The following is an 18,074-nucleotide window of genomic DNA, read 5'->3' on the forward strand; positions in this document are numbered from 1 at the left end:
CTCCGAATGCTGGATCCAGTCTCCGCCCACGACCCCTACGTCCGTGTCCGCGGCGCCCGCGAACACAATCTCCAGGCCGTGGACGTCGACATCCCCCGCGACACCCTCACCGTCTTCACCGGCGTCTCCGGCTCCGGAAAGTCCTCGCTCGCCTTCGGGACCGTCTACGCGGAGGCGCAGCGCCGCTACTTCGAGTCCGTGGCGCCGTACGCCCGCCGCCTCATCCACCAGGTGGGTGCCCCGAAGGTCGGGGAGATCACCGGCCTGCCCCCGGCGGTCTCCCTGGAACAGCGGCGCGGCGCGCCCAGCGCCCGCTCCTCCGTCGGCACGGTCACGACCCTGTCGAACTCGCTGCGGATGCTGTACTCCCGCGCCGGCGACTACCCGGCCGGGGCGCCCCGGCTCGACTCCGACGCCTTCTCCCCCAACACGGCCGCCGGTGCCTGCCCGTCCTGCCACGGCCTCGGCCGGATCCACGAGACGAGCGAGGAACTCCTGGTCCCCGACCCGGGCCTGTCGATCCGGGAGGGCGCCGTCGCGTCCTGGCCCGGCGCCTGGCAGGGCAAGAACCTCAGGGACGTCCTCGACGCCCTCGGGTACGACGTCGACCGGCCGTGGGGCGAACTGGATCCGAAGGACCGGGAGTGGATCCTGTTCACGGACGAGCAGCCGGTCGTCACGGTCCACCCGGTCCGTGAGGCGGGCCGGATCCAGCGCCCGTACCAGGGCACGTACACCGGCGCCCGGCGGCTCGTCCTGCGCACCTACTCCGAGTCGAAGAGCCCCGCGCTGCGGGCCAAGGCGGAACGCTTCCTCACCAGCGCGCCGTGCCCGGTGTGCGGCGGGAGCCGGCTGCGCCCCGAGGCGCTGGCCGTCACCTTCGCGGGCCGGACCATCGCCGAGCTGGCGGCACTGCCGCTGACCGGTCTGGCCGAGGTGCTGGCCCCGGCCACTGCCCCCGGCGGCCCCGAGACCGCCCGGGTTCTCGCCGAGGACCTGCTCGCCCGGATCGCCACCGTCACCGAACTCGGCCTCGGCTACCTCTCCCTGGACCGCACCACCCCCACCCTCTCCAGCGGGGAGCTCCAGCGGCTGCGGCTCGCCACCCAGCTCCGCGCCGGGCTCTTCGGCGTCGTGTACGTGCTCGACGAGCCGTCCGCCGGTCTGCACCCGGCCGACACCGAGGCGCTCCTCGTGGTCCTGGACCGGCTGAAGGCGGCCGGCAACACGGTCTTCGTCGTCGAGCACCACCTGGACGTGGTCCGGCACGCCGACTGGCTCGTCGACGTCGGCCCGCGCGCCGGGGAGCACGGCGGCCGGGTCCTGCACAGCGGTCCGCCCGAACTCCTGGCGCACGTCGAGGAGTCGGCCACCCGCCGCTTCCTCTTCGACCGTTCCCCGGTGCCGGAGCGGCCCTCGCTCGCCCCGGAGCGGTGGCTGCGCACCGGTCCCGTCACCCGGCACAACCTGCGCGGGGTGGACGCCGCCTTCCCCCGGGGCGCGCTCACCGCCGTCACCGGCGTCTCGGGCTCCGGGAAGTCCACGCTCGTCGGCGCGCTCACCGAGGAAACCGAAGGCGCCGGGCGGACGGTGACGGTCGATCAGCGGCCGATCGGGCGCACCCCGCGTTCCAACCTGGCCACGTACACGGGCCTGTTCGACGTGGTGCGGAAGCTGTTCGCGGAGACCGAGGAGGCCAGGGCCCGCGGTTACAAGGTCGGGCGCTTCTCCTTCAACGTGCCGGGCGGCCGCTGCGAGACCTGTCAGGGCGAGGGGTTCGTCTCGGTGGAGCTGCTGTTCCTGCCGAGCACGTACGCGCCCTGCCCCGACTGCCGCGGTGCCCGCTACAACCCGGAGACCCTCCAGGTGCGGCTGCGCGGGCTGACGATCTCCGAAGTCCTGGACCTGACCGTGGAGTCGGCGGCCGCCTTCTTCGCGGAGGTCCCGGCGGCGGCCCGGAGTCTGACCACCCTCCTCGACGTCGGACTGGGCTATCTGCGGCTCGGCCAGCCCGCCACCGAACTCTCCGGCGGCGAGGCGCAGCGCATCAAGCTCGCCGCCGAACTGCAGCGCCCGCGCCGCGCCCACACCCTGTACGTCCTCGACGAGCCGACCACCGGGCTGCATCCGGCCGATGTCGAGGTCCTGGTGCGGCAGTTGCGCGGGCTCGTGGACGGCGGCCACACGGTGGTCGTCGTCGAGCACGACATGGACGTGGCCGCCGGAGCGGACTGGGTGATCGACCTCGGCCCCGGCGGCGGCGAGGCGGGGGGCCGCATCGTCGCCGAGGGTCCCCCGGCCCGGGTGGCGCGCTCGGCGGAGAGCCGCACCGCGCCGTACCTGGCCCGGGCCCTGGGGAACCCCGGAGGGACGGTCTAGCCTTCGCGGCCGGTGGTGGAGCCGAAGCCGAGCCAGGTGTGGCGGTTATTCCACCAGCACCAGCCGACCTTGGGGGCTCCCTTGCGCTCCTTGCCGTCGCGGCCGGTGCCGTTGCTGATCCAGATGGCCGGAGTGCGGGCGTCGAAGGTGCCGTTGGGCTTGCGGAGGCGCGAACCGATGGTCATGAAGCACTTGTTGCGCTCCAGGACCTCGGGCCGCTGGAGCAGCCAGTGGATGCCCTCGGTGAGGAGCAGCGGGGTGCGGCCGGCGCCGGTGAGGGCCGGAAGGGCCTCCTCGGGGGACCAGTTGCCCATGTGGTCGCCCCGGTCCAGGCCGTGGACCAGGTAGAAGGGGCCGTCGGGGAGCTCCGCGCCCTGCGGGGCGAAGGCGTCCACGTCCTCCATGTCGACCACGACGAAGCCGGGCTTGTCCGCGAGGCGGAGCAGCGGGGCGAGGGCCGAGGCGGGCGCGGCGTCCGGGTGGACGGCCAGCAGGGAGCCGGCCGGGGCGTCGGCGGCGGCCTTCTCGGCGTAGGCCCGCAGCTCGCCGGCGTCGACGCCGGTGAGGGCGGGCACCCCGAGCTCGATGAGCCGCTCGGCCTGGTCGGCGAGCGGGGGCAGCGGGAACGGGCTGGTGAAGGCGTCGGTGGACGGGGCGGTGCGGTGCGCGTCGGGCAAGGTTCTCCTCGGTCGGGATGGCGTCGGCCCGGGAAGAACGGCCCGGGCCGACGCTTTGTTCCCGACGGAAGGAGACTTCCTCGCCGCGTGTTCCCGACGGAAGGAGACTTCCTCGCCGCGTGTTCCCGACGGAAGGAGACTTCCTCGCCGCGTGTTCCCGACGGAAGGAGACTTCCTCGCCGCGTGTTCCCGACGGAAGGAGACTTCCTCGCCGGATCGCTCCCGGCGGAAGCCGGTCGCCTCACCTGACGGTTCCCGGCAGAAGGAGGCCTCCTCACCTCACCTTGCGCCGGGCCCGCAGCCACTCCTTGTTCATGGCGGCGATCGACGGCAGCGGGATGCCCTTGGGGCAGGCGGTGGCGCACTCGCCGGTGAGGGTGCAGCCGCCGAAGCCCTCGGCGTCCATCTGGGCGACCATGTCGAGGACGCGGGTCTCGCGCTCCGGGGCACCCTGCGGCAGCACGTTCAGGTGGTTGATCTTGGCGGAGGTGAAGAGCATCGCCGAGCCGTTCGGGCAGGCGGCGACACAGGCGCCGCAGCCGATGCACTCGGCGTGCTCGAAGGCGAAGTCGGCGTCCGCCTTGGGGACGGCGGTGGCGTGGGCCTCGGGCGCGGAGCCGGTGGGGGCGGTGACGTATCCGCCGGCCTGGATGATCCGGTCGAAGGCGGTGCGGTCGACGACGAGGTCCTTGACGACCGGGAAGGCGGAGGCCCGCCAGGGCTCGACGTCGATGGTGTCGCCGTCGCGGAAGGACCGCATGTGGAGCTGGCAGGTGGTGGTGCGCTCCGGGCCGTGGGCGTCGCCGTCGATGACGAGGCTGCACGCGCCGCAGATGCCCTCGCGGCAGTCGTGGTCGAAGGCGACGGGGTCCTCGCCGCGCAGGATGAGGTCCTCGTTGAGGGTGTCGAGCATCTCCAGGAACGACATGTCGGGGGAGACGCCGTCCACCTCGTAGGTGACCATGGCGCCCTCGGCGCCGGCGTTCTTCTGGCGCCAGACGCGCAGGTTGAGCTTCATGCGTAGCTCCGCTGGGTGGGGTGGACGTACTCGAAGTCGAGGTCCTCCTTGTGGAGGACGGGGGCGCCACCGGTGAACTCCCAGGCGGCGGCGTACGAGAACTCCTCGTCGCGGCGGGCGGCTTCGCCGTCCGGGGTCTGGGACTCCTCGCGGAAGTGGCCGCCGCAGGACTCGGCGCGGTTCAGCGCGTCGAGGCACATCAGCTCGGCGAGTTCGAGGTAGTCGACGATCCGGTTGGCCTTCTCCAGCGACTGGTTGAGCTCCTCGCCGGTGCCGGGGACCTTGATGCGGCGCCAGAACTCCTCGCGGATCTCGGGGATCCGGCGGAGCGCGGTACGCAGTCCCTCCTCGGTGCGGGCCATGCCGCAGAACTCCCACATGACCTCGCCGAGTTCGCGGTGGAAGGAGTCGGGGGTGCGGTCGCCGTCGACGGAGAGGAGGAGGTGGAGCCGGTCCTCGGTCTCGGCCAGCGCCTCGCGGACGGCCGGGTGTTCGTCGGTGACGGGCTCGGCCTGCGGGTGGCGGGCGAGGTAGTCGTTGATGGTGGCCGGCAGGACGAAGTAGCCGTCGGCGAGGCCCTGCATGAGGGCGGAGGCGCCGAGCCGGTTGGCGCCGTGGTCGGAGAAGTTGGCCTCGCCGACGGCGAAGAGCCCGGGGATCGTGGTCTGGAGGTCGTAGTCGACCCACAGTCCGCCCATCGTGTAGTGGACGGCGGGGTAGATCCGCATGGGGACCTCGTACGGGTTCTCCGCCGTGATCCGCTCGTACATGTCGAAGAGGTTGCCGTACCTGGCCTCGACGGCCTCGCGGCCCATCCGGGCGATGGCGTCGGCGAAGTCCAGGTAGACGCCCTGGCCGCCGGGGCCCACTCCCCTGCCCTCGTCGCAGACGTTCTTCGCGGCGCGGGAGGCGATGTCGCGGGGGACGAGGTTGCCGAAGGAGGGGTAGATCCGCTCCAGGTAGTAGTCGCGCTCGTCCTCGGGGATCTCGGCGGCGGGGCGGGTGTCGCCCTTCGCCTTCGGCACCCAGATGCGGCCGTCGTTGCGGAGCGACTCGCTCATCAGGGTCAGCTTCGACTGGTGGTCGCCGGTGCGCGGGATGCAGGTGGGGTGGATCTGGGTGAAGCAGGGGTTGGCGAAGTACGCGCCGCGCCGGTGGGCCCGCCAGACGGCGGTGGCGTTGGAGTTCATCGCGTTCGTCGACAGGTAGAAGACGTTGCCGTAGCCGCCGCTGGCGAGGACGACGGCGTCCGCGTAGTGGGTGGAGATCTCGCCGGTGATCAGGTCGCGGGCGACGATGCCGCGGGCCCGGCCGTCGACGACGATCAGGTCGAGCATCTCGGTACGGGCGTGCATCTCGACGTTCCCGGCGGCGATCTGACGGGACAGCGCCTGGTACGCGCCGAGGAGGAGCTGCTGGCCCGTCTGGCCGCGGGCGTAAAAGGTGCGGGAGACCTGGACGCCGCCGAAGGATCGGGTGTCGAGGAGTCCGCCGTACTCGCGGGCGAAGGGGACGCCCTGGGCGACGCACTGGTCGATGATCTCGACGGAGATCTGCGCGAGCCGGTGGACGTTGGACTCGCGGGCGCGGAAGTCGCCGCCCTTGACGGTGTCGTAGAAGAGGCGGTGGATGGAGTCGCCGTCGTTGCGGTAGTTCTTCGCGGCGTTGATGCCGCCCTGGGCGGCGATGGAGTGGGCGCGACGGGGCGAGTCCTGGAAGCAGAACTGGACGACGTGGTACCCCTGTTCGGCGAGGGTGGCGCCGGCGGAGCCGCCGGCGAGGCCGGTGCCGACGACGATGATCCGGTGCTTGCGCCGGTTGGCGGGGTTGACCAGCTTCGCCTCGAAGCGGCGGGTGTCCCACCGTTCGGCGATGGGCCCGGCCGGGGCCTTGGTGTCGGCGATCGGGTCGCCGGTGCGGAAGTCGAGGTAGCTCATGGTCAGTTCACCACTCCGGTCATGACGCCGACGGGGACGGCGATGAAGCCCGCGGTCAGGACGAGCGCGAGGAGGTTCGCCGTGAGGCGCAGGACGCGTTCGCGCCGGGCGTTGCCGACGCCGAGGGTCTGGGCGGCGCTCCAGAAGCCGTGGCGGACGTGGAGGCCGACGGCGAGCATGGCGACGATGTAGATCGTGTTGCCGTACCAGGTGGAGAAGGTGTCGATGACGTTCTGGTAGGGCCTGCCCTCCTCGAAGCCGCCGGGGTGGACGGTCCCGGTGGTGAGGTCGAGGATGTGCCAGACGATGAAGAGGGCGAGGATGATGCCGCCCCAGCGCATGGTGCGGGTGGCGTAGGAGGAGCCCTTGCGCCGGTGCGCGTACCGGGTGGGGCGGGCCCTGATGTCGCGGCGGCTGAGCTGGTACGCAGAGACGGCGTGCGCGCCGACGGCGGCGAGGAGCACGATCCGGGCGAGCCACAGTCCCCACTCGTGGTGCAGGATCGGGGCGCCCATCACCCGCAGCCAGTGGGCGTAGCCGTTGAACTCCTCGGGGCCGAAGAAGACCTTGAGGTTTCCGGCCACGTGCGCGACCAGGTAGGCGAGCATGAGGAGGCCGCTCACGGCCATCACGGTCTTCTTGCCGATGGTCGACGACCAGAAGCCGCGGGTCGGGGTGCGGGACGGCGGGCGGGCGGGGGCCGCCTCGCGGGCGGACGCCGCGCCCTTCGCAGCCGCCGCGCCCTTCGCGGTCGCCGTGTCGTTGCTGGGTGCCAGAGCCATGCCTGCGACGCTAGGGCCGAAGGACCCGAGAGGTCCAAGACATGGTCCGGCTGATATCCATAGGCTGAAGCTATGCCTGTGCCCTAGGCTGGGCTTCATGCAGTTCCAGCAGCTCCTCTACTTCGTGGCCGTCGCCGAGACCCGCCACTTCACCCGGGCCGCCGAGCGCGTCCACGTCTCGCAGCCCTCCCTCTCCCAGCAGATCAAGGCGCTGGAGCAGGAGCTGGGCGCGGAACTGTTCAGCCGGGCCCGGGGCAACATCGCGCTCACCGACGCCGGCGAGGCCCTCCTCCCGCTGGCCCGCCGGATCCTCGCCGACACCGAGACCGCCCGCCGCGAGGTCCAGGAGCTCGCCCAGCTCAAGCGCGGCCGGGTGCGCCTCGGCGCCACCCCCAGCCTCTGCACCGGCCTGCTCCCCGACGTCCTGCGCGCCTTCCACGACCTCCACCCGGGGATCGAGCTGCTCATCGAGGAGGGCGGCTCGCACGACCTGGTGCGGGAGCTGGCCCGCGGCTCCCTCGACCTGGCGCTCGTCGTACTACCCCTGCCCTCGCCGTCACCGGCGCTGACCACGGTGGAGCTGCTGCGCGAGGACCTGGTGGTGGTCTCGGCGGCCTCCGCGCCGCCGCCGCGCCGCCCGGTGCGGATCACCGACCTGCGCGACCAGCCGCTCGTGATGTTCCGGCACGGCTACGACCTGCGGGAACTGACCGTGGGGGCGTGCCGGGCGGCCGGCTTCGAGCCGACGTTCACCGTCGAGGGCGGCGAACTGGACGCGGTCCTCGGCTTCGTCCGCGCCGGGCTCGGGCTCGCCGTCGTCCCCGCCATGGTCGCCGCCCGGGCCGGCCGCGACCTGCGCGTCACCGCGCTCGCCCGGCCCGGTCTGCGCCGCACGATCGCCCTGGCCCACCGCAGCGACGTCGCCCCGCCGCGCGCCGCCCGCGAGCTCCAGAAGCTGTTGATGGCCTCGCGGCGCGGGAAGACGGGCCTGGACACCGCGCGGTGAGGGCTCAGGGTTGGACGAGCCCGGCCCGGATCGCGTACCGGGTCAGTGCGAGGCGGTCGCGCAGCCCGAGCTTCTGGCGGATGCTGGCGCGGTGCCGCTCCACCGCCTTCGGGATGATGTGGAGCAGACTCGGTGACCGGCCTCTCGGGCAGCCCCGCGCCGGAGCGCACCCGGTCCAGGTAGCCGCGGATCAGCGCGGTCTCCGCGCCCGGGTAGAGAAACGGTTCGTCGCGCAGCACCGACCGGCACGCCTCGACGAGGTCCCGGTCGGCGACGGACTTCGGCACGTACCCGTTGGCGTCGGACCGCAGCGCCTCGAAGAAGTACTCCTCGTTGTCGTCCATGGTCAGCATCAGGATCCGCAGCCCGGGCCGCGGCCGGGCGAGTTCGCGCGCCGCCTGGAGTCCGGTCATCCGGGGCATCGCGATGTCCAGGACGGCGAGGTCGAGCCCGTCCCCCGCCTCCGCGACCACCTCCAGGTCCGGCTCCGCGTCGAGGATGAGCCGCACCCCGCGCCGTACCAGCGCGTGGTCGTCGACGAGGAGGATCCGCGCGGGCGGGCGTACGGGGGAGGTCGTCGCTCGTCTCCAGGGATCGGTTCCGGGTTCCCGTACGAGAACGGGAACGGATACGGGCTCCGCCACCGGTACGCGTACGGCACCCTGCGCGCCGCCCATCCGGACGCCCCGACCCGCAGCCGCAGCGTCTCGACGCTGTCGGCGCCGGCCTTCGCGGCGGCGTTGACGGTCCGTCACATCCTGGGCGCCATACCGGTGGAGGGCCGCGTCGTCCTCGTCGCCGCGGTCGAGGTGGCGGGCCGGCCCCCACCTGGAGGGTTGCACGGTGGCGGAAGCCTTCCGTTCGGGCGCCTGGCGCGTCCTCGCCCTGGACACGAGCACCGGCCTCGGCGACACGGCCGACGAGCCGCCCGCGCTGCTGTGGGACCTCCACCCGGGTACGTGCTCCGCCCCGGCGACCGCGTCGTGGTGACGGCCTCCCGCTCGGGCCTCCCGGAGCTCCTGGCGGGCCCGGGGACGACCGCCTCCGTGCCACCCCAGGGCTCCCAAGGCCCCGGGGGACCGGGCGGCCCGGCTGGCCGGTCCGGGGCCGGTCCGGGGCTACCGGCGGGCCCGGTCCTCAGGAGGACCGGGCCCGTACGCGCGGGTGCTCACACCGCGTCGGCGAGGACCAGGGAGTGGATGCGGTCCGGGGCGCCGGGGCGGGCGTAGTACCAGCCCTGGGCGGTGTCGCAGCCGATCTCGCGGAGGCGTTCGGCCTGGGCGGCGGTCTCCACGCCCTCGACGGTGACGGCGAGTTCGAGGCTGTGGGCGAGGGAGACGATGCCTTCGACGATCTTCAGGTCGACGGGGTCCACCGGGTGCTGCTGCATGCCGCGGGTGAAGGAGCGGTCGAGCTTGAGGACGCTGACCGGGAGGCGGCGCAGGTTGGCGAGGTTGGAGTAGCCGGTGCCGAAGTCGTCGAGGGCGATGTCGACGCCCATCTCCGCGAGTTGGCGCAGCGGCTTCAGGAGGTCGTCGTCGGCGCCGATCAGGGCGGACTCGGTGACCTCCAGGCAGAGCGCGCCCGGTGCGAGCCCGGCGCGCTCCAGGACGTCGACGGTGTCGGCGACGAGCCGGGGGTGGTGGAGCTGCGTCGGCGACAGGTTGACGTTGACGCGGAGCGGGTTGCCGGCGGCGGGGTCGTCGAGCTGCCAGGCGCGCGCCTGGCGGACGGCCTCCTGGAGGACCCAGCGGCCGAGCGGGACGATGAGGCCGGTGTCCTCGGCGAGCGGGATGAAGCGGTCGGGGCCGAGGACGCCGTGCTGGGGGTGGCTCCAGCGGACGAGGGCCTCGGCGCCGTGGACGCTGCCGTCGTCGAGGTGGACGAGCGGCTGGTACTCGATGAAGAACTCGCCGCGTTCCAGGGCGGTCGGCAGGGCGGTGGTGAGGCCGTGCCGGGTGATGGCGCGGGCGTCGGCCTCCGGGTCGGCGCGCTCGAAGCGGTTGCCGCCCGCGGACTTGGCCCGGTACATGGTGATGTCGGCGCTGCGCAGCACCTCGGCGGCGGTGCGTTCGCCGGCCGGCCCCTCGACGACGCCGAGGCTGCCGCGCACGGTCAGTTCGCGTCCGTCGACGCCGACGGGGGTGGAGAGGGCGGCGAGGATGCGGTCGGCGAGGGCGACCGCGTCGCCCTCGCCGTCGGTGCCGGTGGTGAGGGCGACGAACTCGTCGCCGCCGAGCCGGGCGACCATCTCGCCGGGGCCGGTGGCGCAGGCCTGGAGCCGGTCGGCGACCTCGACGAGGAGCCGGTCGCCGACGGAGTGGCCGAGGCTGTCGTTGATGGCCTTGAAGCCGTCGAGGTCGAGGTAGCAGAGGGCGAAGCGGGCGTCCTCGCCGGCCGTTGCGGGGGCGACGGCCTTCTCCAGGCGCTCGAAGAAGAGCGTCCGGTTGGGGAGCCCGGTGAGGGCGTCGTGGGTCGCCTCGTACCGCAGCCGCAGGTGGAGCAGGCGCCGTTCGGTGATGTCCTCCATGAGCGCGAGCTGGTACTGGGGGCGGCCCTCGGCGTCGCGGAGCAGGGAGACGGTGAGGTTGGTCCACAGCACGGTGCCGTCGCCCCGGTAGTACGGCTTCTCCACGCGGTACTGCTCGCGTTCGCCGCGCACCAGCTCCTCGTAGAGCCGCCAGACGTGCGGGCCGTCCTCGGGGTGGACCCACTCGTTGACGTTGCGGCTGCGGACGTGCGCCTCGACGCCGCCGAACATGCGGGTCATGGTGTCGTTGATCTCGACGATCCGGCCGTCGAGGTCGGCGATGCCGATGCCGATGGCGGCGCCGTCGAAGACCGCCCGGAAGCGGCTCTCGGTGGCGTGCAGGGCGATCTCGGCGGCGCTGCGGGCGGAGAGCGCGGAGCGGGCGATGGCCTCCTGCTCGACGCGGGTGCGCTCGCGCAGGGCCTGGGCGTAGCCGGTGGCCATGGCGTGCTGGAGGCGGGCGCAGCGGGCCCGCAGTTCCTCGCCGGCGAACTCGGGGTCCGTACCGCAGTAGAGGACGAGGTACGAGTCGACGACGCCGAGGCTGCGGCCGAGGGCGTCCGGGTCGGTGCAGTGGGCGTCGACCAGGCCGGCGCCGGCCCGCTGGGCGGGGGCGGTGTCGAAGGGCCGGGCGAGCAGCGCCCCGCACAGCAGGCGGGCGAGCGGGAGGAGGTGGCCCTCGAACTCGGCGCGGGTGAGGGAGGTGGCGGTCACCGGGAAGATCGCCCGGCTCCAGATGGTGACGAACCGCCTGAGTCTGTCCTCCGGGCCGTCGGCTTCCGCGGCGGATCCGGACGGCTGCGACGGCACCATCACGCCTTGCGCCCCACACCTGCGAACCCGGAGAAGGCGTACGGATCCTCCTCCTCGGCCGGGCTGTCCGGCCGCCACAACGGCATGGAGACCACGCCGGGTTCGACGGTCTCGGTGCCGTCGAAGAAGCGGGCGATCTCCTCCCGGGAGCGCATCACCAGCGGGCTGCGGGTGCTGCGGTAGACGTCGACGGTGCCGTTGGCCCGTTCCTCGTCGACGGGGATGCCCTCGTACGAGGCGTGGGTGACGACCAGGAGGGAGCCGGGGGCGAGCGCGTCGAGGAGTTCGGCGACGGCCTCGTGCGGGCGGTCGGTGTCCTCCAGGAAGTGCAGGACGGCGACGAGGAGCAGGGCCACCGGCCGGTCGAGGTCGAGCAGGCCGGTGAGCTCGGGACTGTGGAGGATGTCGGCCGGCTTGCGGAGGTCGGCGGGGACGACGACGGCGCCGTCGACGCCTTCCAGGACGGCCCGGCTGTGCGCGACGGCGACGGGGTCGTGGTCGACGTAGACGATCCGGGCGGCGGGGTCGGCGGCCTGCGCGACCTCGTGCACGTTGCCGAAGGTCGGTATCCCGGAGCCGATGTCGAGGAACTGGGTGACGCCGCGCTCGACGGCGAAGCGGACGGCGCGGCGCATGAACGCCCGGTTCGCCTGCATGATCTTGGGGAGGCCCGGCAGGAACTCCATGGCCTTGCGGGCCGCTTCCCGGTCCACTTCGAAATTGTGCGAGCCGCCCAGATAGAAGTCGTACATACGGGACACGCTCGGTACCGAAATGTCGATACCCGGCGGAGCCCAGGCGGGACGCTCCATCAATGTCTCCAACAAGTCGCCATGGGGGATGCGGCCCGGTGTTCGCGGCCGTGTTCGAGGTGAGGCTACTGATCGCCCGCCGAGAGAGCGAGTAGAAACGGAAATTCGCGGTCCGTTCTTGGTCACACGCCTTTGGCACGTGCGTTCGGAACGAAGACTTCACGCCTTCAGGTCGTGCACATTCACGTGCAGATGGTCGTGCGCCGGCTCTCCGGCCCGCCGCCCGGGGCCCGTTGCGCACTCCCGCACCCCTCCGTACCTCGGCGGTCGGCCCCCCGGGGCCCGGTCGTCGGCGACCGTCGCCGAACGCCGTACAGCCGAGAGCGGATTCACGGCAGGGCGACAACCGGACAGTTCTTCCACCGGGGGTCCGGGACGGCTTCCGTCGGCCATTTCATGCCCTGGCGCACGCCCCCTCCACACCTGCTCCGACGTCCCCGTCCTCGCTCCGGATCGGGCGGTCGGCGGCGAAACGTCAAACCGGTGCATCTCAAGATCCCCACCATCCGGGGAATCCGACGGGATTCGGGCCCCGGTTCGCCGTCCGTGTGTTCAAGCTCGTCGGCGTGTCTCTGTACGGATCACCTCTCACGCGGTCGCTGGCGGCCGCCGGCCTGGTGTGGCTCCTCGCCGCGCCCGCGCCGGCGGCCGCCGACTCCTGCGCCTATGCCACCGTCGGGCCGAACGGCTCGCACACCTCGGTGGCGGTCGTCGGCCCGGACGCGTGCTCGCCACCGCCGAAGCCGCCCAAGCCGACCAGGCCGCCGAAGCCGACCAAGCCTCCCGAGCCGAAGCCGCCCGCACCGCCCGAGCCGCCGCAGCAACCGGTGCCGTCCCGCCCGCCCGTACCGCCCGCGCCGAAGCCGCCGTCCGTCGAGCCGGTGCCCGCGCCGCTGTTCCCACCGCCACCCTCTCCCGTACGGCCGCCCGCCACCACCCCGGCACCGCGGCCGACGCCCGACCCGCCGTCGCCCTCCCCCGCGCCCGCCACCCCGGCGCCCGAGGCACCGCCGGCCCCCGCGCCCCCGGCCCCGCCGCCCGCCCGCACGGCGGCGCCGCGTCCGGCCGCCGCACCCCCCGCCGCGCTGCCGCACTACCAGCGGACCAGCAGGCCCCAGCCCAAGAGCACCGCGTCACCCGTCACCACGATGCTCCTCCTCGTCGCGCCCGCCGTCCTCGCCACCGCGATCCTGCGTCCGCGCTCCTCCCGCTGATCCGGCCCCGGCCGCAGCACACCACGCTCCACCTGCCGCACCACATCCCGACCCCGACTCCCGTGAGGAAGACCGAACACCCATGTCCGAATGGCTCGTCCTGACCCTGGCGATGGCAGCGGCCTGCGCCGTCGTCCTGGCCATCGTCCTCATCAACCACCGCCGGATCCCCGCGGACGACGACCCCAGCGAGACCCCCGACGTCATCGAGTACATGACGATGATGATCGGCGTGATCTACGCGATCGTCCTCGGCCTCGCCATCGCCGGCGTGTGGGAGGCGCGCGGCGCCGCCCAGGAGGTGGCCCGGCAGGAGGCGCAGGCCATGCACGAGATCTCCGAACGCGTCGAGGTCTACCCGGTGGCGGTCCGCACCGGGATCCGCGCCGACGTCGAGGCGTACGTCACGTACGTGGTCGACGAGGAGTTCAAGCAGCAGGCCGCGCAGGGCGGCACGACGCCCGAGGGCGACGCCCTACTCCAGAAGGTCCGCCGGAGCGTCACCGACTACGAACCGGCCAACGACTTCGAGGGGCAGGCCTACCAGCCGCTCGTCGACCAGGTGATGGTCGCCGACGACGCCCGCGGCGCCCGCGGCCAGAGCGCCGGGGACACCATGCCGGGGGTCGTCTGGTTCGGCCTCGTCATCGGCGCCCTGGTCTCGGTGGGGCTGATCTTCACCCTCCAGATCCGGCGCACCGGACGCGAACTGCTGCTCGCGGGCCTCTACAGCGCGCTGATCGCCTTCCTGCTCTTCCTCATCTGGGACTTCGACGCGCCGTACGGCCGCGGCCTGGCCGACTCCGCCGCGCCGTTCACCGATCTGTTCCCGCAGGTCACCGACTGAGCGAGCGGGCGGGGCTGGGCCGCCCGGGGGACACCCGTGCCCCATTCGCGCGTCTGGGATCGCGGCTGTGGTAGTGCGCTCCTAGCGTTTCGGTCAACGAGGTGCACGCAGGCTCCATGCGGCCACTCCGCCGCGGCCGGCCCTCGGTACCCGGAGGAATCACCATGCGCGCGATACGTGCCGCGTCCACCGCCCTCCTTGGGGCGGCCGCCCTCGCCCTGGCCGCCCCCGTCACCGTCGCCCACGCGGCCGACGGCGCGCCCGCGCCGAACCCGCGGGTGCGGGGCGCGAAGGCGCCGGGCGATTTCGTCGTCTCCCCCTCGCTCGTCTCCCCCGGCGGCCGGGTGACGCTCAGCGCCCCCGGCTGCTCCAGCACGGCGACGGCGACGGCGGGCGTCTTCGACACCGTCCAGATCGCCCCCGGTTCGTCGGTGACCGCCACCGTGGACGCGGACGCCAAGCGCGGCGCCGTGTACACGGTGGCGTTCAACTGCTCGGGCGGGGTGCAGGACACCGTGGACCTGACCATCAGCGGCCTCGCCACGCTCTCGCCCACCGCCCGCTCGACGGTGCTGCTCACCCCGCGCGGGGTGCAGGGCGGCCTCGGCGGCTCGCAGAGCTCCGTCGGACCCGGCACGCTGGCGGCCGGTACGGCCCTGGTGCTGGTCGCGGCGGCCGGTTCGGCGTACGCGATCCGGCGCCGTACAAGCGAGCGCCGGCACTGAGCCGGGGCGCCGGTCCCGTCTTCCGGAAGGGTCCCGAGGGGGTGCCGGACAGCCCGCCGCCCCCGGGTCCCTTCCGGAACGCGGGGGCGGCGGGCACGGTCGGCCGACCGGGAGGTTCGGCCGGTCAGGCACTCGTGCCGGTCATGCGGCGACGGCGGAGGACGAAGACACCGCCGCCGAGCGCGGCCGCGGCGACCAGGCTGCCGCCGATGGCCATCTCGGTGGAGCTGGGCGCCAGCGAACCGCCGAGACCGCCCTGGGCGCCGCGGCCCGCGAGGACGCGGAACGGGTGCGTGACGACACGGGAGTTGTCGCTGCACTTGACGGCGAGGTTGTAGTTGCCGGGCGTCGCGTTGTTGTAGACGCGGGCGATGGCGCTGGACAGGCCGTTGGAGTTGACCGAGAGGCTGGTCTCCGGGAAGGCGTTGGACGTGACGGTGCCACCGTGGCCGCACCCCTTGGCGGTGATCGTGATCGTCGACCCCGCGTGGACGTCGTAGGGGCTGACCTGGACATTGCTGGGACCGTTGGTGGCGGCGGCGAGGGGCGCGGCCAGGCCGACCGCAGCGAACGCGGTGGCGGTCACCGCCAGAGTGCGTGCAGCACGCATGGTTGAACCTCCAGTGGAAGACGCCCCGAAGCGGTGCTCCGGGAGATTCGACGAGTACGCCTTCCATGACGAACCATCACAACTCGGGCACTTCCCTGCACCTCGGCACTGGGCCGGTCCGGTGAGCGCCGATGCCGCCGATCGAGTTGCGCGGGAGGGCGCAACCGCAGGTCAGAGGCGCGCGAAACGATTGTCCGACGAGTACTCGGATGGGTCAGCGGCCCGTCACCCGGGCCGACCAGTGGGTCCGAGGACCGTCGCCCGCCCGGTTTCTGACGGAGCATCGGCCGGTGCGCGGGCCTTCCTCCGGCGCACCGCCACCCGGACGGCGGCGGGGAGTACCCGTTCGGCCCGCCCGGAGCGCGGGGGTGGCCGGTCGCCCTTACCGTTCACACGTCGCCACGAAGGGAGAACCATGCCCCCGAAGGACTTCCGCGTCCCTGAGCGCAGGAGACGACACCCCTGGGGCGTCCTGGCCCTCGCCATGCTGTCCGGGATCGCGATGATGCGCAACGGCGTGGACGTCGCCGGAGGCCCTCCGCAGCCGGCCGCCGCGGCCCGTCCGGCGGCCCGTCCGGTCGTCGCCCCGCCCGCCGAGGCCTCGGTGGGCGTCGAGGCGCTGCCCTTCGCGCCCGCCTCGCGGGTCCGCATCCCGGCGATCGACGTCGCGGCCCCGGTGATGGACGTGGGGCTCGACGCGGACGGCTGGGTGGCGGCCCCTCCCCCGCAGGACGCCAACCTCGCCGGCTGGTACCAGAACGGCATCGCGCCCGGCCAGCGCGGCACCGCCGTGATCGTCGGACACGTCGACAACAACAGCGGCCCGGCGGTCTTCTACGGCCTCGGCTCCCTGGAGAAGGGCCAGCACATCGAGGTCGAGCGGTACGACGGACGGGTGGCGGTCTTCGAGATCTACGGCGTCGAGGTCTACTCCAAGCAGAACTTCCCCGGCCCCCAGGTCTACGGGGACACCGGCCACCCGGAGCTCCGGGTGATCACCTGCGGCGGTGGCTACACCCGCGCCCACGGCTACGACGGGAACGTGGTCGTGTACGCGCGGATGGTCGGCTCCCGCTGACGCACGCGCGCGTGCGTACGTACGCGTGGGGCCCCGGGGAAGTCCCCGGGGCCCCACGGCGTGTGACGCCCGGTCAGCGCCGAGGCACGGTGATCGTGTACCCGGCGTCGAGGAGCTCGGGCAGATAGCGGCGCAGCGCCGTGACGCTCTGCGAGCGGTTCCCGCCGGCGTCGTGCGAGAGGACGACGACGCCGGGTCCTGCGCCGTCGAGGACCCGGCGGACGATGGTGTCGCTGCCGGGTTCCTTCCAGTCGAGGGTGTCCACGGTCCAGGCGAGCGGCTCCATGCCGAGCTCGGCGCCGATCTCGAAGGAGTGCCGGTTCCAGGCGCCGTAGGGGGCCCGGTACCAGAGCGGGGCGGTGCCGAGGGTGCGCTCCACCACCTCGCTGGTGGAGCCGAGTTCGTCCCGGATGCGGGAGGGCCGGAGCTTCGGCACCAGCGGGTGCGACCAGGAGTGGTTGCCGACCACGTGCCCGTCGTCGGCCATCTGCCGCAGCAGGTCCTGGTTCTCGACCGCCATCTCGCCGCAGACGAAGAACATCGCCCGGCAGTCGTAGCGGCGCAGGGTCTCCAGGATGGCCGGGGTGTAGCGGGGGTCGGGGCCGTCGTCGAAGGTGAGGACCATGGAGCGGCCGACGCCGGTGAGCGAGAGGAAGGGCCGCCGGCGGACCGGGGGCAGCGCGCGGGGCCGGGCGGCGGGGGCGTACGCGGTCATGGGCTGGAGCCGGTACGCGGAGGGGCGCAGCCGGGGCGCGGCGGCCGGCGGGCCGGCGGCGGGCCGTCCCGCGGCGCGGGGCCCGCCGGGGGGCGGGGCGGCGGTGTCGTCGAGGGCTCCGAGCCGGTCGACGGCGAGCGCCCCGGCGGTGACGGTGACGCCGAGGGCGGCGGCCAGGCGCAGTACCGACCTCCGACCGGTGGGCAGCTGATCGTTTTTCATGACTAATGTTGTAGCTAATCCCGATACCTGCGGGTTCTCCGACACACCCTGTCTGACCTGCATACGAGGGTTCATCCCGTCTCACTCGGTTTCCTCGGGTCTCGCGTCGTCATGTGACCCCTGATGTGACCTCGTGATCTTGGAGCGAGTCGGGTCGCGGTGCGGGTCATGCGGCGTCGTGATCTTCGAGGGTTGTTGATCACCGACCGATCCTTCGGTTTCGGTTGAAACAACTCGCAACAGAGGGATCAGGGAATCGATCAGGTCTCAGTGTGGGTGTTGTGGTGGGGTGTTGAGGGTGAGGATTCGAGGTCATGATCGTTTCGTTCAATTCGAGTCGTTTGTTTCACACAGTCCGTCGCGGTCGCAGAGTGTCGAGACAAGATCGAAGGTCTCAGGATCGACCGTTTCCATGAAATCGAGAAAGCTCGATGCGATCTCGACTTCAAATCGAAAGATGAAACCCATCGAAAGAATCCACGCGAAAGGGGGCCCCTACACCTTTTAAGTTTGAGGTGATTTAGGTTTTGAGTCCCATGATCGTTTGGGGCGGTGGCACCTCGCGAGACGAAAAAACGCCTCACATATCGCAACGACGGAAGCATACGGAAGCCACGACAGTCCTAGTAGGAACTGCCGTGGCCTACTTCAATCTTGACTAGGGATTCGCCTTCTTGGCTCTCCTCTCACGCGAGTCGGCGATTCTACA

The 18,074-nt window shown here is 72.5% G+C and carries 14 protein-coding genes and 2 pseudogenes; 7 read left to right on the plus strand and 9 right to left on the minus strand.

The window, feature by feature from the left end; genetic code table 11:
• Positions 1-6 precede the first annotated feature (6 nt).
• Entirely contained in the window at positions 7-2,379 is a 2,373-nt protein-coding gene (locus HHL19_RS19795; RefSeq protein ID WP_169091455.1) for an excinuclease ABC subunit UvrA, read from the plus strand.
• Here the strand turns inward: HHL19_RS19795 and HHL19_RS19800 are convergent.
• The 4 genes from HHL19_RS19800 to HHL19_RS19815 form a co-directional block, all read right to left on the minus strand.
• The gene (locus tag HHL19_RS19800) at positions 2,376-3,056 is read right to left on the minus strand and encodes a DUF5701 family protein (RefSeq protein WP_240981733.1); all 681 of its coding nucleotides are present in this window, start codon (positions 3,054-3,056) and stop codon (positions 2,376-2,378) included. The genes HHL19_RS19795 and HHL19_RS19800 overlap by 4 nt on opposite strands.
• Positions 3,057-3,330: 274 nt before the next feature.
• Complete coding sequence (locus HHL19_RS19805; RefSeq protein ID WP_169091457.1) at positions 3,331-4,074, minus strand: succinate dehydrogenase/fumarate reductase iron-sulfur subunit; 744 nt, start codon at positions 4,072-4,074, stop codon at positions 3,331-3,333.
• Positions 4,071-6,011 (minus strand): fumarate reductase/succinate dehydrogenase flavoprotein subunit, encoded by a 1,941-nt coding sequence (locus HHL19_RS19810; RefSeq protein ID WP_169091459.1) that lies wholly within the window; start codon positions 6,009-6,011, stop codon positions 4,071-4,073. Before HHL19_RS19810 ends, HHL19_RS19805 begins: the two co-directional genes overlap by 4 nt.
• A gap of 2 nt (positions 6,012-6,013) precedes the next feature.
• Positions 6,014-6,793 carry a succinate dehydrogenase gene (locus tag HHL19_RS19815; protein WP_169091461.1) on the minus strand — a complete coding sequence of 260 codons (780 nt, stop codon included), beginning with the start codon at positions 6,791-6,793 and terminating at the stop codon, positions 6,014-6,016.
• Positions 6,794-6,890: 97 nt separating this feature from the next.
• Here HHL19_RS19815 and HHL19_RS19820 point away from each other — a divergent pair, with 97 nt between their 5' ends.
• Positions 6,891-7,799, plus strand: coding sequence for a LysR substrate-binding domain-containing protein (locus HHL19_RS19820; RefSeq protein ID WP_169091463.1), 909 nt, complete (start codon positions 6,891-6,893; stop codon positions 7,797-7,799).
• A gap of 4 nt (positions 7,800-7,803) precedes the next feature.
• On the opposite strand, the pseudogene HHL19_RS19825 reads toward HHL19_RS19820, so the two are convergent.
• Positions 7,804-8,347 (minus strand): annotated as a pseudogene (locus HHL19_RS19825) (response regulator transcription factor).
• A gap of 105 nt (positions 8,348-8,452) precedes the next feature.
• Between HHL19_RS19825 and HHL19_RS37450 the strand changes: the two are divergent.
• Positions 8,453-8,821, plus strand: a pseudogene (locus HHL19_RS37450) (potassium transporter TrkA); the annotation flags it as partial.
• A 146-nt stretch (positions 8,822-8,967) separates the two neighbouring features.
• Here HHL19_RS37450 and HHL19_RS19835 read toward each other — a convergent pair.
• A complete protein-coding gene (locus tag HHL19_RS19835) occupies positions 8,968-11,145 on the minus strand; it encodes an EAL domain-containing protein (RefSeq protein ID WP_169091467.1) in 2,178 nt (725 codons plus the stop codon).
• Entirely contained in the window at positions 11,142-11,954 is an 813-nt protein-coding gene (locus HHL19_RS19840; RefSeq protein WP_169091469.1) for an SAM-dependent methyltransferase, read from the minus strand. Before HHL19_RS19840 ends, HHL19_RS19835 begins: the two co-directional genes overlap by 4 nt.
• Before the next feature lie 566 nt (positions 11,955-12,520).
• Between HHL19_RS19840 and HHL19_RS19845 the strand changes: the two genes are divergently transcribed.
• From HHL19_RS19845 to HHL19_RS19855, 3 genes are all read left to right on the plus strand, one after another.
• Positions 12,521-13,168 carry a hypothetical protein gene (locus HHL19_RS19845; protein WP_206324978.1) on the plus strand — a complete coding sequence of 216 codons (648 nt, stop codon included), beginning with the start codon at positions 12,521-12,523 and terminating at the stop codon, positions 13,166-13,168.
• An 82-nt stretch (positions 13,169-13,250) separates the two neighbouring features.
• Positions 13,251-14,015, plus strand: coding sequence for a DUF4239 domain-containing protein (locus tag HHL19_RS19850; RefSeq protein ID WP_169091471.1), 765 nt, complete (start codon positions 13,251-13,253; stop codon positions 14,013-14,015).
• A 164-nt stretch (positions 14,016-14,179) separates the two neighbouring features.
• Complete coding sequence (locus tag HHL19_RS19855; protein ID WP_169091473.1) at positions 14,180-14,740, plus strand: hypothetical protein; 561 nt, start codon at positions 14,180-14,182, stop codon at positions 14,738-14,740.
• Positions 14,741-14,864: 124 nt separating this feature from the next.
• Here HHL19_RS19855 and HHL19_RS19860 read toward each other — a convergent pair whose 3' ends face one another.
• Positions 14,865-15,350 carry a hypothetical protein gene (locus tag HHL19_RS19860; protein WP_169091475.1) on the minus strand — a complete coding sequence of 162 codons (486 nt, stop codon included), beginning with the start codon at positions 15,348-15,350 and terminating at the stop codon, positions 14,865-14,867.
• A gap of 415 nt (positions 15,351-15,765) precedes the next feature.
• On the opposite strand from HHL19_RS19860, the gene HHL19_RS19865 reads away from it, so the two are divergent.
• Positions 15,766-16,428, plus strand: coding sequence for a class F sortase (locus HHL19_RS19865; RefSeq protein ID WP_169091477.1), 663 nt, complete (start codon positions 15,766-15,768; stop codon positions 16,426-16,428).
• 73 nt (positions 16,429-16,501) lie between these two features.
• Here HHL19_RS19865 and HHL19_RS19870 read toward each other — a convergent pair whose 3' ends face one another.
• On the minus strand, positions 16,502-17,365 hold the full coding sequence (locus tag HHL19_RS19870; RefSeq protein WP_169091479.1) for a polysaccharide deacetylase family protein: 864 nt from the start codon (positions 17,363-17,365) through the stop codon (positions 16,502-16,504).
• Positions 17,366-18,074 lie beyond the last annotated feature (709 nt).

The organism is Streptomyces sp. R302, from assembly GCF_012927245.1.
Taxonomy (GTDB): domain Bacteria; phylum Actinomycetota; class Actinomycetes; order Streptomycetales; family Streptomycetaceae; genus Streptomyces.